Raw genomic sequence first — 15435 nt, forward strand, 5'->3', positions numbered from 1 at the left:
CGCCCGCACCGGCCCGTCACGAACCCGCCGAACATCGCACCGGGAGCCGGCTGACGCCCGTCAGGAAACTGGAGGCCATCCGCTCGACGGGCCCGGCCGGCTCCAGTTCGCCGACCTGACCGCGCAACTCCTCCAGCATGACTCGCAGTTCCACCCGGGCCAGCGGTCCCCCAAGGCAGAAGTGCGGGCCGTGGCCGAGGGTCAGGTGCCGGTTCGGCGTGCGGGAGATGTCGAAGCGGTAGGGGTCCTCGAAGATCTCCGCGTCCCGGTTCGCCGAGATGTTCCACAGCGTGACGATGCTGCCGGCGGTGATCCGACGGTCCCTCAGCTCGATGTCCACCGTGGCGGTACGGCCGATGTGCGTCACCGGAGTCGTCCAGCGCAGCACCTCCTCCACGGCGGGATCGAGCAGCTCCTCTTCCTTGCGCAGCCGCTCCCACTGCTCCGGGTGCTCCATCAGTGCCAGCGCCGCGCCCGCGGACGACAGCCGGGTCGTCTCGTCGCCGCCGATGATGATGTTGTAGCAGTTCAGCAGCACCTCGGCGTCGCTGAGCCGGGCACCGTCGGCCTCCTCGGTGGCGAGCAGGCTCACGATGTCCTCCCCGGGCGCCTTACGGCGGCCGGGGAGCAGTCCGGCGTAGTAGAGCAGGATCTCCTGCTGGGCCTGCGCGGCCTCCTCCTGGGACTCCTGCGAACCGTCCGCGCCCAGCGCGGCCATGGTCATCTCCAGCATCGCGGCACGGTCCGAGGGCGGCACGGCGAGCAGCTCGCAGATCGCGACGAGCGGGATCTGCGCCGCGACGTCGGCGACGAAGTCGCCCCCGCCGGCCTCCACCAGGCCCGCCACCAGGCTGCGGGTGGCGGTCCTCACGCCGTCCACGACCGGGGCCATGGCCCGGGCCGAGAACGCGCCCATCAGCATGCGGCGCACGGCGGTGTGCCGGGGCGGATCGGTGACCACCAGCATCTGGCCGCCCGCGGAGTCCCCGCCGGTGAGCAGGGTGCCGAGCATGTTGCCCTGCTCCGAACTGAGCCGTGCGGTGTCCCGGTAGACCGCGGCGATGTCACGGTAGCGCGTGACCGCCCAGAACCCCGGGCCGCCGTTGCCGGTCTCGCACCGGACGACCGGCTGCTCCTCCCGCAGGTGGCGCCAGGTGTCGCAGGCGTCCGGGTCCGGGTGAACGGCCGGGTCGATCAGGTGGAAGGGAATCGTGGGCCCGCCGACGGTGCCGGTGAGGTCAGCGGTCATGCGATGCCCCGATGAGGTCGTCCGCCCAGGATCGTTCGATCAGCTCCAGGCAGTCCGCCCGGGCGGCCGGCCCGTACGCGACCGACCACCCTGCCGGCACGTCCGCCGTCGCGGGCCACAGCGAGTACTCGTGCCGGTCGTTGACCAGAGCGAGGAAGCGGCCCGCGGTGTCGGCCGGGGCGTCGAAGGGACTTCTCACAGGTGTCTCCTGACAGGTCGGGCAGGATGCCGGCGCGCATCGCTCACGCGATGTGGTCCGGGCCGTCCAGGTGCCGGGCGAGCACGGCGGCGATGTCGGCGAGGGGGCCGGGGGCGAGCATGTCACCGTGCCGGCAGGCGATCGGATGACTCTCGATCCGTCCGCTCGTGTACGGCGCCCAGTCGCCCGGCCGCTCGGGGTCCGGCGCCTTGTCCTCCATCGCCTCGAAGAACAGCACGTCCACGTCGACGGGCCGGGAGTCGTGCCGCCGCTGTGCGTTGAGGTTGTTGGTGAACACCTCGGCCACCGAGGCGAGCTGATCGCTCGACAGCGTGCCGAGCGGGCTGCCGTGCTCCGCCAGGACGCGCAGGGCCGCCGCCGGGTCGAACGGGGGCGCGCCGTCCGGGTGCCGGATGCCGAGCGAGTGCAGCACCTCCGCGAGGGCCTCGGGCTGGTCGTAGTCCACCGGGCGGGCGTCCGGCCGCCGGGGAAAGGAGTCGAGCAGCGCCAGCAGGGCGACCTCCTCGCCCTCGGTGCGTAGCAGCCGGGCCGCCTCGTGGGCGAGGATGCCGCCCATGGACCAGCCCAACAGGTGGTAGGGGCCGTGGGGTTGGACGGAGCGCAGCTGTGCCACATGGTCCCTGGCCATCGCGGCCAGGTCCGGCATCAGGGCGGCCGGGTCGTCCAGGCCGCGGGACTGCAGGCCGTAGACCGGGCGCTCGGCATGCAGGTGGCGCAGCAGCCCCGAGTACACCCAGCCGAGCCCGACGCCGGGGTGGAAGCAGAACAGCGGCTCCCTGCCGCCGTGCGGCCGCAGCGGGAGCAGCACGTCCAGCGCACCGTCCGGGTCGGCCTGCGGCGCCGGACCGTCGAGGAGGGCGGCCAGACCGGCGACCGTCGGGGTGCGGAACAGCGTGTCGATGCCGAACCGGGCCCCGAACCGGGAGCGCAGCAGCCCCAGCAACCGGAAGGCGAGGAGTGAGTGACCGCCGAGGTCGAAGAAGCTGTCGTGCGCACCGGGCCGGCCGGCCGGCCCGGTCGTGCCCAAAACCTCGCCGAAGAGGGCGGCCAGCTCCTTCTCCAGGGCGGTGCCGGGCGGCCGCTCCTCGCGTCCGGCCGCGGCGGCGGGGTCCGGCGCCGGCAGCGCCCGCCGGTCCAGCTTGCCGTTGGGGGTGCGGGGCAGGGCCGGCAGGATGACGACCATCGGCACCATGTGCCGGGGCAGTGTGCTCTCGACGTGTCGGCGCAGTGCCAGGCCGTCGGTCGCGGCTCCGGGTTCCAGGACGACGTAGCCGACCAGCCTGCGGTCACCGGGCCGGTCCTCACGGACCGCGACGACCGCCTGGGCGACGTGGGGGTGGCGGAGGAGGGCCGCCTCCACCTCGCCCAGCTCGATCCGGAAGCCGTTGATCTTGACCTGGTCGTCCAGCCGTCCGAGGAACTCCAGGTCGCCGTCCGGCAGCCAGCGCACGAGGTCCCCCGTGCGGTACATCCGGGCTCCCGGCTCGCCCTGCGGGTCGGCGACGAAGCGCTCCGCGGTCAACGAAGGCCGACCGAGATATCCGGTGGCCAGGCCCGGCCCGCCCAGATAGAGCTCACCCGGCACGCCCACGGGGACCGGGCACAGCCCCTGGTCGAGAACGTAGGCGCGGGTGTTCCAGGACGGGCGGCCCACCGGGGGTGCCTGGTCGAAGGGGCCGCCGCCGAGCCAGCCGGTGGCGTAGACGGGAGCCTCGCTGGGGCCGTAGATGTTGACGACGCGTGCGCCGGGGAACGCCCCCGCGATCTCGTTCGCGACCGCGGCGCCCAGCTGTTCGCCGGCCAGCACCACCGTTCCCGCGGTGACCGCCGGGTCCAGGCGCCGGACCAGGTCGGCGAAGACCGAGGGGACCCCGCTGACCAGGGCCGGCGCGGTGACCGGGCCGGCCGCCAGGGTCTCCTCCTCCGCCAGGGCGAGCAGATCCCGGTGGATCCGGACGGTGCCGCCCGTGGCGAGCGGGCCGAAGACCTCGAAGACGGAGACGTCGAAGCTGACCGAGGTGGTGGCCTGCACCTGGGCGAGCCCCTCCGTGCCGAGGAAGCCGGCCAGCCAGGCCAGCAGGTCGGCCATGTTGGCGTGCGAGACGACCACGCCCTTGGGCCGCCCGGTGGACCCGGACGTGTAGATGACGTACGCCGGGTCGGCCGGGCTCAGCGGGCGCGGACGCTCGGCGTCGGTGACATCACTGTCGGGCCGGCCGGCCTGGTGGACCGCGGGGTCGTCCAGGACGAGCCGCGGGACGTCGGCCGCGGGCAGGGCACGGTCCGTCCCGGTGGTGGTCACCAGGAGCGTCGGACGGGCGTCCGTCAACAGCAGGGTGATCCGTTCCCGCGGGTACTGCGGATCGATGGGCAGGTAGGCGGCGCCGGTCTTCAGCACCGCCACCAGGGCCACGAGCAGTTCGGCTGAGCGGGGCAGGGCGAGCGCGACGATGCGGCCGGGGCCCGCGCCGCGGGCGAGCAGTTCCCTGGCCAGCCGGTTGGCCCGGGAGTTCAGCTCCGCGTAGCCGAGCTTGGCGCGGCCGTCGACGACGGCCGGTGCGTGCGGCCGCTCCCGCGCCCGGTCCTCGAACAGCGCCGGGAAGAGGCGGTTGCCGTCCCGGGGTACGGGATCGCCGTGCCACCGGTCGAGTCGGCGCAGTTCCGTCTCGGAGAGCAGCACGGTGTGTTCGTACCGGTCCCCGGGAGCGGTGGCCAGCGCGGTGAGCGTCCGCCGGTAGTAGCCGCCGATCTCGGCCACCTGCTCGTCGGTGAACCGGTCGGCGTCGTAGCGCAGATGCAGTCGTACCGCGGCCGAGGTGAGGTCCTGGGAGAACTCGGCGCCGAACGGGATGCTGGTGTTGGTGACGCGCCGCTCGTCGAGCACCTCCAGTTCGGCCGCCCTGTCCAGGACCGAGCGGTAGACGTGGAAGCGGGTGAAGTTGAAGAAACTCTCGAACAGCTCCCGGCCGCCGACGGCCCGCATGATCTCCGGCATGGGGAAGCGCCGGTGCGGCTGTACGGCGATGTCGGTGCGGTTGACGGCGGTCACCAGGTCGTCCCAGGTGCCTCCGGTCAGCCGGGTCCTGAAGGGCAGGGTGTTGAGGAACATGCCCAGCACCCGGTCGCCGTCGCGGTCCTCGGTACGGCCGTTGTAGACGACGCCGGTGACGACGTCCGGGCTTCCGGTGAGCAGGGAGACCACGCGCAGGTGGGCGGCGAGCAGAAGGGTACGCACGGGCACCCCGAGCCGTTCGGCGCACTCGGTCAGTGCCGACGCCTCGTCCTGCGGCAGCTCCACGGGGACGATGCGCATGTCGGGCCGCCCGGTCGCGGGCCGCAGCCGGGGCAGCGCCGTGAACTCGCAGTCGGCCAGGTGCTCCGCCCAGAAGGCACGGTGCTCCTCGTCGGCCACGGCGGCGCGTTCCTCCGCGACGAACGCGCCGAAACGGGCTGCGGGCGGTTCAGGGAACACGATCCTGGATGCCCCGGAGCCGTCGACGCACCGCAGATAGCGGTCGAACAGCTCGGTGATCAGCGAGCGTTCGCTCCAGCCGTCGAGGATCGCGTGGTGCTCCGTGACCCACAACTGGAAGGTGTGGTCGGTCAGCCGCTGCGCGTGGAACCGGATCAGCGGGGCCTGTTCCCAGGAGAACGGGGTCTGCTTCTCGGTGGTGAACCGCTTGTCCAGGGCGGTTCGTCGACCGGCCTCGTCCAGATGGCGCAGGTCCTCGAAGGAGACCGGGGCCGTTGTGCGGCGGTGCACCAGCTGGAGCGGTTCGCCGAAACCCTCCAGGTGGAAGGAGACCCGCAGAATCTGGTGGTCGGCCACCATCGAGTCCACGGCGGTGCGCCAGGCATCCTCGGACCAGGCGGCCCGGATGTGGTATCCGCAGACGTTGTGGTAGATCCGCTCGGCCGCGTCCAGCCCGCTGTGGTAAAGCATGCCGGCCTGCAGCTGGGAGAGCGGGAAGGCGTCCTCGACGTCGGCGGGCAGCGCGGCCCGGTCCTCGGCGGTCAGCAGCGACAGCGGCCGGTACCGGGTGCCCCCGCTGCCGGGGGCGACGAGGGAGGTGTGCGGGGCCAGGTCCCGGATGGTCTGGTACCGCAGGAGGTCCTGGAGCCGGAAGTCCAGCCCTCTCTCCCGGGCCCGGCTCAGCAGGGCGATGGTGCGGATCGAGTCGCCGCCCAGCAGGAAGTAGTTCTCGTCGGTGCCCACCCGCTCATGGCCGAGCACCTCGCTCCAGACCTGGACGAGGATTTCTTCCGGCCGGTTGGCCGAAGCGGTGACCGGCGCGTCCGCCGCGCGGGACGGAGCGGGCAGCCGACGCCTGTCGACCTTGCCGTTGACGGTGAGCGGGAAGCGGTCGAGCACCACGAAGGCTGCCGGAACCATGTGGGGAGGCAGCGCGTCGAGGAGGTGGTCCCGCAGCTCAGAGGCGCCCAGGCCGGCCCGTTCGGAGACGACGTGGGCCACGAGCCGCGGGCCGCCGTCCCGGCCGTCGTCAACGGCCGACACCAGGGCCTCCCGTACGTCCGGATGCCCGACGAGTGCCGCCTCCACCTCTCCGGGCTCGATCCGGAAGCCCCGGATCTTCATCTGGTCGTCGGCCCGGCCGCAGTACTCCAGCTCCCCGCCGGGCAGCCGCCGTACCAGGTCGCCGGTGCGATAGGCCCGGCCGCCGGGCAGCGTGACGAAACGGGCCGCGGTCAGCTCCGGGCGGCCGAGATAGCCACGGGCGAGTCCGGCCCCACGTACGTACAGCTCGCCGGTGACCCCGTCGGGCACCGGGCGGCCCCGGTGGTCGAGGACGTCCAGCGCGAGGTCCGGGATGGCGACGCCGATGACGCTGCCGGTGCCCTCCTCGGCGTCCTGCGGCGAGATCGGCCGGTAGGTGACATGGACGGTCGTCTCGGTGATGCCGTACATGTTCACCAGGCGCGGTCCGTCGGGATGCCGTGCGAACCACGGGCGCAGCGTTCTCGGCTCCAGCGCCTCGCCGCCGAACACCACGTATCTGAGGGCCGGTACGGCGACGTCCGCGCGGTCATCCTCGCGCATCAGCACGGCGAACGCCGACGGGGTCTGATTGAGGACGGTGACGCCTTCGGCGCCCAGCAGCCGCAGAAACGCACCGGGGTCCCGACTGGTCTCGTACGGGACGACGACGAGCCGGCCGCCGTGGACCAGGGCACCCCACAGCTCCCACACCGAGAAGTCGAAGGCGTAGGAATGGAACAGGGTCCAGACGTCGTCGGGGCCGAACCCGAACCAGTGCCCGGTCGCGGTGAACAGCCGGGCGACGTTGCGGTGCGGGATGAGAGTGCCCTTGGGTTCTCCCGTGGAACCGGAGGTGTGGATGACGTACGCCAGGTCGTCCGGGCGGACCCGGTGGTCCGGGGCCTCGGCCGGGTGCGCGACGATGGCGGCCGCGTCGTCCCGGAGCGAGACCACGGTGCCGGTGAAGCCGTCCAGCCAGGCGCCCGGACGCCCGTCGAGCAGTACATGGGTCAGCGCGGTGTCCCGCACGATGAAGGACAGCCGGGCGTCCGGGTAGGCCGGGTCCAGCGGGACGTAGGCACCGCCGGCCTTCTGGATGCCCAGGATCGCCACGACCAGGTCCGGGGACCGTTCGGCGCTCAGGCCGACCAGGACCTCGGGGCCCACGCCGAGCTGCCTCAGGTGCCGGGCGAGCCGGTTGGAGCGGCGGTCGAGCTCGGCGTAGGTGAGCTGGTCACTGCCGTGGCGGACCGCGACGGCGTCGGGCCGGTCGGCGGCGTGACGGGCGAACCGGTCGAGGACGGTCTCCTCGCTCGCCTCCGGCGCCGCGTGGGCCGTCGGCCCGGCGGCGGGCACCGCGAGGGTGTGCACCGGGTCGCCCGGGCTGCGAACGACCTCGGTGAGGAGCTGGGCGTAGTGCCGGGCGAACTGCTCGGTCAGCCAGTGGGGCCAGGCGGCCTCGAAGCGCGCCGCCCCGTCCGGCGTGACGGTCAGCCGCAGCGCGTGGGGGTGCGGCGCGGGAGTGTCCTGGCGGGTGACGACGACCCCGTCCGGCAGCTCCCGCACGCCGGTGTGCCGCGCGCGCGACTCGAAGGCGACAGGGAGCGGCGGCTGTTCGTCCCACCAGTCGGCCCCGGCGCCGTGAGGGACAAGGTGGCTGAGCCGTCCGAGTACGGTGGGGAAGTCCGGGTCCCCGGTCAGGTCCGCGTGGACGGTCAGGGGAATGGTGAACGGGCCGACGGCGGAGGCGAACGCGGTTCCGCGCTCGTCGCGGACGGTGGCGAGAAGGACGTCGTCGGTGTCCGCGTACCGGGCGACCAGCAGGGCCAAGAGGGCCGTCAGCCCGTCGTCGAGGTGGGCTCCGGCTGCCGCGCACAGGTCGCGCAGACCCGTGACGTCCGACTCCGGAAGGCGCAACCGGTGGGTGGTGGCCCGGCCGGGAAGGACGCCCGGAAGCCGCGGCGAGGTGCGGTCCTCGGCGTCAGCGGCCGCGGCGACGGGGCCGTCGGCGGCGGCCGCGGCGTACTCGGTGAACTGCGGTGCGGGCGAGGCGGGCGGATGTGCCGCTCCCGGTCTGTCCTGGGCCTGCCACGCGGCCAGGAGGTCGTCGAGGAGAAGGTCCAAGGAGCGTTCGTCGGCGACCATGCGATGCAGGGTCAGCGTCAGCCGGAGGCCGGTGCGGCCGGCGGGTTCCACGGCGGCCCGCAGCAGCGGTCCCCGCTCCGGGTCGAAGGCCGCGTCCGGCTGCGCCCACGACGACGGCGGTTCGCCGGTCACCGACTGCACCAGGGTGGTGCCCTCGAAGGTGAAGCGGGTGCGCAGCGCGTCGTGGCGCCGGACGCACGCGGCCACGGCGGACCGCAGCCGCGTGGTGTCGGTGGTGCCCTCGAAGGTGACGGTCAACCGCAGCTCGTGGGCTGTGTGATCCGGTGTCAGCTCGTGGGTGACGTAGAGCTGTTGCTGGTGCGGTGTGGCCGCGACGGCGGTCGGCGGCAGGGTGGCCATCGGTGCCTGCGCGTGGCCCGCCTGATGGGTGCTCACTGATCATCGCCCCTTCGTCGTCACGGGTGTCGCTGCTGGGATCGTTCGGTCCGTCGGCGCCATTCGCCCAGGGCCCTGGCCCGGGAGGCGCCCCGGGCGGGTGGCCGGGCCGGGCGGGCCTCCGGGGTGTCCGCGCCGTCCGGTGGAGCGTCGAGCCGCCGGGCCAGGCCGCGGACGGTGGTGTGACGGAAGAGTTCGGCGGCGGTCAGCTGCGGATACCGGTCCGCCAGCAGGACGAGCACCCGCAGGAGTCCGGCGGAGGTGCCGCCGAGGTCGAAGAAGGTGGTGTCCAGGTCGGCGACGGGAGCACCGAGGACGCGTTCCCAGGCCCGGCGCACGGCGTCCAGGGCCCGCCCGGCGGGTTCCGGGTCCGGCGGACTGGGCCGGGAGGACATCGCGCGCGCCGCCCAGCCGCCCGCGGTGGCCCGGTCCAGCTTGCCGTTGGGCAGCTGCGGCAGTTCCCGGACGAGCAGCCACACGGCGGGCACCATCGCCGGTACGAGGGAGGCGGCCGCGTACCGCCGTATCTCCTCCGCCTGTTCCGGTGGCATGGGCACGGGGGCGCCCGGGTCCGGGGCGCCGCTCGCGGGGACGAGACACGCGGTGACCGTGGCGCCGTCGGCGGCGACGGTGACGAGGGCGTCGCGGACGGCCGGATGGGCGCGCAGCACGCTCTCGATCTCAGCGAGTTCGATCCGTTGCCCGAGGATCTTCACCTGGCCGTCGGCACGGCCGAGGAACCGCAGGCCGTGCTCGGGGTCGAGAACCGCGAGGTCGCCGGTGTCGTACCCGGCGCGGCCGTCGTACTCCCGGAACCGGTCGGCGGTCAGGTCGGGCCGGTGCCAGTAGCCGGAGCCGACGCCGGCTCCGAGGACGAGCAGCCGGCCCGGCACGCCGGGCGGCAGTGGCCGGTCGTGGGGATCGACCACCAGGCACTCCTCGCCCCCCAGGGGGTGGCCGATGTGCACGGGTACGTCCGGCCGTATCCGCCAGACGGTCGACCACACCGTGGTCTCGGTCGGGCCGTAGCAGTTGAGCACCTCGCCGGGGACCAGTGTGTCCAGCCGGTCGGCCAGGTCGCGTGGGAGCTGTTCACCGCCTACCAGCAGGGTGCCCAGCCGGCCCAGCAGGCGGCGCCCGTTCGGGTCGTCGGCCAGGATCCGCGCCACCGTGGGGGTGCACTGGTAGAGGGCGCCAGTGGGTATGTCCTGCCCGGCGACCTCGCGGTGCCCGGTGAGGAGGACGGCTCGGCCGGCGGTGAGCGGCCAGTACAGCTCCAGTGCGCTGATGTCGAAAGAGACGCTGGTGGCCGCGACAGTGACCGCGGGCGGGCCGGACAACTCCCGGTCGAAGGCGGCGAAGAGCGCGGACAGGTTCTCGTGGCGGACGATCACGCCCTTGGGCCTGCCGGTCGACCCTGACGTGTAGATGACGTAGGCGGGGTCCTCGGGGCGGATCCGCGGCCATCGCTCGGGCACCGGGGCAGCCGCGTCCGGTGCGAGGACCACCGGTGTCGCGGCCCCGGCGTCGGTGCCGGGGACCGGTGGGCCGATGATCGCGGACGGCTGGGCGTCCTCGATCATCAGCCGGAGCCGTCCGGCGGGGTAGTCGGGGTCGAGCGGCACATAGGCGGCGCCCGCCCGCCAGACCGCGAGCAGTGCCACCAGCAGATCGGGGGTGCGCGCCAGCCGCACGGCGACCCGGTCACCCGGCCGTACCCCGGCCTCGATCAGGGCGGCGGCCAGTTTCTCCACCCGGTGGTCCAGTTCGGCGTAGCCGACCTGTGCACCGCCGTACACGAGCGCGGTTGCCTCGGGGGTGCGCCGGGCGTGCTCGGCGACGTGGTCGGGGACGGCCCGGGGGGTCTTCGGGGGCGGTTCCGTGCCGACCTTCGTAACGGCTGCGGGGTCGCTCGCCCCCGCGCCGGTGCCGGTCTGCGGGTGGCCCTCGTCGGCGGCTTTGCCGGCCCCGGCGCCGCCCTCGTCGGTCAGTCGCAGCCGGGTGAGCGGGACGGCCGGTTCGGTGGTGAGGGTGCGGAGGGCGCGTAACAGGTGCTCGGCGAATGATTCGGCGGCGCTCGTGGGAAGTTGGGAGCGGTCGTACTCGACGCTCAGACCGTCGCCGCCGTCGGGGGCCCGGTGCAGGGTCACGGCGAGCGGGTACTCCCCCGCCGCCGCGGAAGGTGGGGTGAGCTGCCAGACCAGGCCGCTCGCGGTGAGCTGGGCGGGCGCGGAGGTCTGGGTGCAGATGATGCCGGTCAGGGGTTTGCGTCCCGGGCTGCGCTCGGCCCGGCTCACCCGCAGGATGTCCTCCACAGGCAGCTCGGCGTGGTCCAGCGCGTCGAAGAGGGCGTCGGCGGCGAGGTCGCACACGGACGCGGTGTCGGCCCCGGCCAGCCGAAGGCGGACCGGCAGGGTGTTCTGGAGACAGCCGATGACATCCTGTTCGGCCTTGGTCCGGGTGGTGGCGACGGTGGCGAGCACGACGTCGTCGCTGCCGCTGTACCACCCGGCCACCACCCCTACGGCGGCGAGGAGTTGGGCGAACACGGTCGCCCCCGTCGCTCGGGCGCGCCGGTGCAGCGCCGCGCTCAGGGCCGCCGGGACGGGCCGGATCACCGTGGCGTGGCCGGGTGGTTCGGCGGACGCGATCCGGGGCAGTGCGGTGTGCGCGGGGCAGTTGTCGAGTTCCCGGGACCAGAAGGCCTCCAGCGCCGCCACGCGGTGGGCGCCCGGTGCCGGTCTGCGGTCGTCGGCCTGCCGTGGCGGTGTGCCGGCGTAGGCGTCGGCGAGCAGCCGCAACAGGACGGCGGCCGACTCCTCGTCGAACACCGCGTGATGGATCCCCACCAGGCAGTGGGCGCCGTCCGCGGTGACGAGGACACGGATCCGGCACAGCGGCCCGTGCCCGTGGACGAACGGGGCACCGGTCTCGGCGATGCGCGCCGCCAGCGCCGTGTCGTCCGCGTCCGCGGACCGTTCGGTCGCGATGTCGACTTCCTCGGCGGTGTGCAGTCGCCGCAACAGGCCGTCGGCAGTGGGGTGCAGGGACGTCCGCAGTGCCGGCTGGGCGACGACGACCGACCGGACGGCCGCCGTCAAACGGTCGGGGTCGACCGGTCCGTCGACGCGGATGTGATGGAGAAGGGTCGCCCGGCCGCCCTGTTGGTCGAGCAGGAAGAATCGTGTCTGTTCGGCACTGGCCGGACTGATCGCATTCTCTAATGCCACGTCGTCAGACATTCGGAGAGCCCCCGCCTCATATCCGCATGACGAATTAACAGAGCCACCCTAGGAAGATCCGTTTTCGGGTGTCAAGGAAGAAGATCGATTGACTTCCCCCGGGGCGCATCGGAGGATTTCCGTGCACAATTGGACATTAACTACGTGACGTGCGTCACATTGATCATTAATGGATGGCACTGTAACGTGGCCCGGGCATTCAATCTGTAGGTCCTTGAGATTATGGGCAGTTGAGGCGGCGACCAGCGACAGGCGCCTGGCCGGCCCGGGAAATTTTCCGTCACCTTTACACACGTGACGAAGAATTCGGACCAATGGAATTCGGGGGACTTCTCAGTGGAATCGAATTTACACCCGTCTGGCGCCTCCGCCGGTGCGGCCGTGGACCTGGCGGAGAGTCTTTGGAGCGAGATCCTGGGCCCTGATGCCGATACCGGCACCGGATTTCTGGAGAACGGTGGCGACTCGTTCCGCGCGGTCCTGCTGACCACCCGTCTGTACGAACTGACGGGGCGTGAGGTCGAGTACCTCGACGTGCTCGAGGCGGACGGGGCCGCGGCGATAGCCCGTCTGCTCACCACCGACACCCCGGGGAGCTGACCCATGGGCTGGGAACTGGCACCCAACCAGATCGACCTCTACACCGCCGACCACGCCACCGACGACCCCGCCACGTATCTCGTGAACGCGGTCTACCGGATCACCGGTCCTGTCGATCCCGACCGCCTCGCCCGGAGACTGGAGCGACTCACCGCCGCCCACCCCGTGCTCGCCGTCAGGGTGGTCCAGGACGGAGCCTCCTGGTTACTGGAGGAGGTGCCCGACCGACCGCACCTGCGGTGCGTCGCACTCGACACCGACCCGGACGGTACGGCGGCCCGGCAACGGGTGCGCGACGAACTGCGCGTCCCGCTGGACCTGACCGAGGGCCCGCTGCTGCGGGTCGTCCTGATCCAGTACCGGCCGGACACCGCCGACCTCCTGCTCGTGGCGCACCACTTGGTCGTCGACGGGCACTCCCTGGCACTGATCGCCCGCGGGCTGCTGACCGACGAGCCCTGCGCGTCCGGTCCCGCCTTCGCCGACTGGGCCGCGACCGCCCGCGACCGGCAGAGCGCCCGCACCGCCGACGCCGCCGCGATCCGTGCCGAACTCGCCGCCGCGGACTGCGCGCCCTCCCTCGACTGGGCCACACCGGACGGCCCCCCGGCCCAGGACGAGCCGACCGGCGGAGTCGCCGAGGCCCTCATCCCCGCCGCGCTGCACGACGGCATCCGGCGACTGAGCGCCGGCCTCGGCATCACGGCCCACTCGGTGGTGCTGGCCGCCGCGGGGTTCGTCATCGGCCGCAACTCCGGCTGCTCCCAACCGGTCGTCGGTACCACCGTCTCCCGCCGCCCGGCCGCCCACGCCACCACGGTCGGGTACTTCAACACCACCACCCCGGTGCCCGTCGGCCTCGACGACGCGACCACCGTGTCGGACTTCCTGCGCGCCGTGCACCGGCGCGGAATGCGGGCGTACCGCGAGGCGGACGTGCCCCTGTCCGCCGTCTGGCCCTCGTCCGCCGGCGCCACACCACAGGTGGTGCTGGCCGCCATCGACGCCCTGCCGCACCTGTCCGACGGCGAGCTGACCGCCGTACCGCAGCAGGACCAGGGACTCGGCACGGCCCACTTCCCGCTCACGGTCGGCCTCTACCAGCAGCCCGACCGGCAGGGCGGGATCCGGATGCTGCTGCGGCACCAGCGCGCCCTGGTCGACGACTCGGCCGCCGCCCTCTTCTTCCGGCAACTGCTCCATGTGCTCGGCGAGTTCACACAGACGCCGCAACGGCTGCTCGGTGCCGTGGCCACGCTGCCCGACCCGGAAGTACTCGCAGGGCTCGACACCGGGCGCGGCGCGCAGCTCGACGTACCCGCCCGCACCCTGACCGAGCTGTTCGAACAGCAGGCCGCCACCGTCGCCGACAGCATCGCTGTCGTCTGCGGCGCGGACCGCCTCACCTACCGCGAACTCGATGAGCGCTCCAGGGCCCTGGCCGTCGCGCTGGGCGAGGCGGGGGTGCGGCCCGGCGACCGAGTCGGCGTCTGCCTGGACCGCGGCACCGGCCAGGTGGCGGCCGTCCTCGCCGTGCTGCGCGCCGGAGCGGCCTATGTGCCCCTCGACCCGGACTATCCGCCGCAGCGTCTCGCCTTCGTCGTCGAGGACACCGCCCTGCGCACCGTCATCACCCAGGAAGGACTGCTGTCCGGGACGCAGGGGCTGCGCGTGGTCCCGGTGGACGCCGAGCCCGAGAACCCGAACCGGCCGCTGCCCTCGGTGCCCCCCGACACCACGGCCTACGTGATCCACACCTCGGGCTCCACCGGCCGGCCCAAAGGTGTCCTGGTCAGCCACCGCAACGTGGTGGCACTGCTCGCCGCCACGGAGCAGGAGTACGCACCGGGACCGGACGACGTCTGGTCGTACTTCCATTCCCTGGCCTTCGACTTCTCCGTCTGGGAGATCTGGGGCTGCCTGCTGACCGGCGGCCGGCTCGTCGTCGTCCCCTACGACGTCTCACGTGACGCCGAGGCCTTCCACGCCCTGCTGTGCGCCGAGGGCGTGACCGTCCTCAACCAGACGCCGTCCGCGTTCGCCCAACTCGTGAACACCCGCGCCTTCCAGGACGGCGGCCTCGCGGTACGGCTGCTCATCTTCGGCGGCGAGGCCCTGGACCGCGGCATCCTGCTGCCCTGGATGGACCGCTATCCCGAGGACGTCTGCCGCGCCGTCAACATGTACGGGATCACGGAAACCACCGTCTTCTGCACCTGGCACACCGTCGACCGCGCCGAGGCACGGCGCGGCAGCCGCTCCATCGGACGGCCCCTCCCCGGCTGGGACATCCACGTCCTGGACGATCGCGGACGCCCGGTCCCCCCGGGTGTGCCCGGTGAGATCCACGTCGGCGGTGCCGGTGTCACCCAGGGGTACCTGGACCGGCCGGAGCTGAACGCCGAGCGGTTCCTGGACGGCCTGCCGGTCCTGCCCGGCCGGCGCCTCTACCGCAGCGGCGACCTGGGCCGCTTCCTGCCCGACGGCCGGCTGGAGTACCTGGGCCGGCTCGACGAACAGGTCAAGATCCGCGGACACCGCATCGAGCCCGGCGAGATCCGGCACTCCCTGCTGGAGGACGCGCGCGTGCGGGCCGCCGCCTGTGTGGTGCGCACCCCCGGCGGACCGGACACCGCACGCGTGGACGCGTATGTCGTCACCGACCGTCCGGACGCGCTCGACGACATCCGCCACCGGCTCGCCGACCGGCTGCCCGGCCATGCGCTGCCCGCCACCCTCACCCCGGTGCCCGAACTGCCCCTGACCCCGAACGGCAAGCTGGACACCGCCCGGCTGCCCGACCCGGCGCCGGCCGTGCCCGCCGTCGGCCGGGACGCACGGCCGGCCGAAGCCGACGGCCCCTGGGCGGCCATGGCCGCGACCTGGCAGGAGGTCCTGGGTGTGCCCGTCGGCGCGGACGACAACTTCTTCGACCTCGGCGGCACATCGGTGCAGGCGGTCCTGCTCATCAGCGCCCTGCGCGAGGCGAACTTCCCCGACGTCCGCCTGCGGGACGTCTTCCGCAACTCCACCCCCAGGCGGCTGGCCGCCGCGCTCGACCAGCGCCCGGCGCAGTCATGACCCG

6 protein-coding genes are annotated in these 15435 nt (G+C 73.0%); 2 read left to right on the forward strand and 4 right to left on the reverse strand.

Annotated elements, in window-relative coordinates; all coding sequences use genetic code 11:
• Positions 1 to 16: 16 nt before the first annotated feature.
• Genes AQJ67_RS18735 through AQJ67_RS18750 form a run of 4 tightly spaced genes read right to left on the reverse strand, consistent with a single transcriptional unit; the run spans position 17 to position 11738 of the window.
• A complete protein-coding gene (locus AQJ67_RS18735) occupies positions 17 to 1249 on the reverse strand; it encodes a cytochrome P450 (protein ID WP_062720153.1) in 1233 nt (410 codons plus the stop codon).
• Positions 1239 to 1448 carry an MbtH family protein gene (locus tag AQJ67_RS18740; RefSeq protein WP_062720154.1) on the reverse strand — a complete coding sequence of 70 codons (210 nt, stop codon included), beginning with the start codon at positions 1446 to 1448 and terminating at the stop codon, positions 1239 to 1241. Before AQJ67_RS18740 ends, AQJ67_RS18735 begins: the two co-directional genes overlap by 11 nt.
• Before the next feature lie 43 nt (positions 1449 to 1491).
• Positions 1492 to 8508, reverse strand: a complete 7017-nt coding sequence (locus AQJ67_RS18745) for a non-ribosomal peptide synthetase (RefSeq protein ID WP_062720155.1) — start codon at positions 8506 to 8508, stop codon at positions 1492 to 1494.
• 20 nt (positions 8509 to 8528) lie between these two features.
• Positions 8529 to 11738 carry a non-ribosomal peptide synthetase gene (locus tag AQJ67_RS18750; protein WP_159058791.1) on the reverse strand — a complete coding sequence of 1070 codons (3210 nt, stop codon included), beginning with the start codon at positions 11736 to 11738 and terminating at the stop codon, positions 8529 to 8531.
• 306 nt (positions 11739 to 12044) lie between these two features.
• Here AQJ67_RS18750 and AQJ67_RS18755 point away from each other — a divergent pair, with 306 nt between their 5' ends.
• Together AQJ67_RS18755 and AQJ67_RS18760 are read left to right on the forward strand one after the other, a co-directional pair.
• The gene (locus AQJ67_RS18755; RefSeq protein WP_159058792.1) at positions 12045 to 12350 is read left to right on the forward strand and encodes a phosphopantetheine-binding protein; all 306 of its coding nucleotides are present in this window, start codon (positions 12045 to 12047) and stop codon (positions 12348 to 12350) included.
• A 3-nt stretch (positions 12351 to 12353) separates the two neighbouring features.
• Positions 12354 to 15431, forward strand: a complete 3078-nt coding sequence (locus AQJ67_RS18760; RefSeq protein ID WP_062720158.1) for a non-ribosomal peptide synthetase — start codon at positions 12354 to 12356, stop codon at positions 15429 to 15431.
• Positions 15432 to 15435: the final 4 nt, after the last annotated feature.

The sequence above is a fragment of the Streptomyces caeruleatus genome, from assembly GCF_001514235.1.
In the GTDB taxonomy this organism is placed as follows: Bacteria; Actinomycetota; Actinomycetes; order Streptomycetales; family Streptomycetaceae; genus Streptomyces; species Streptomyces caeruleatus.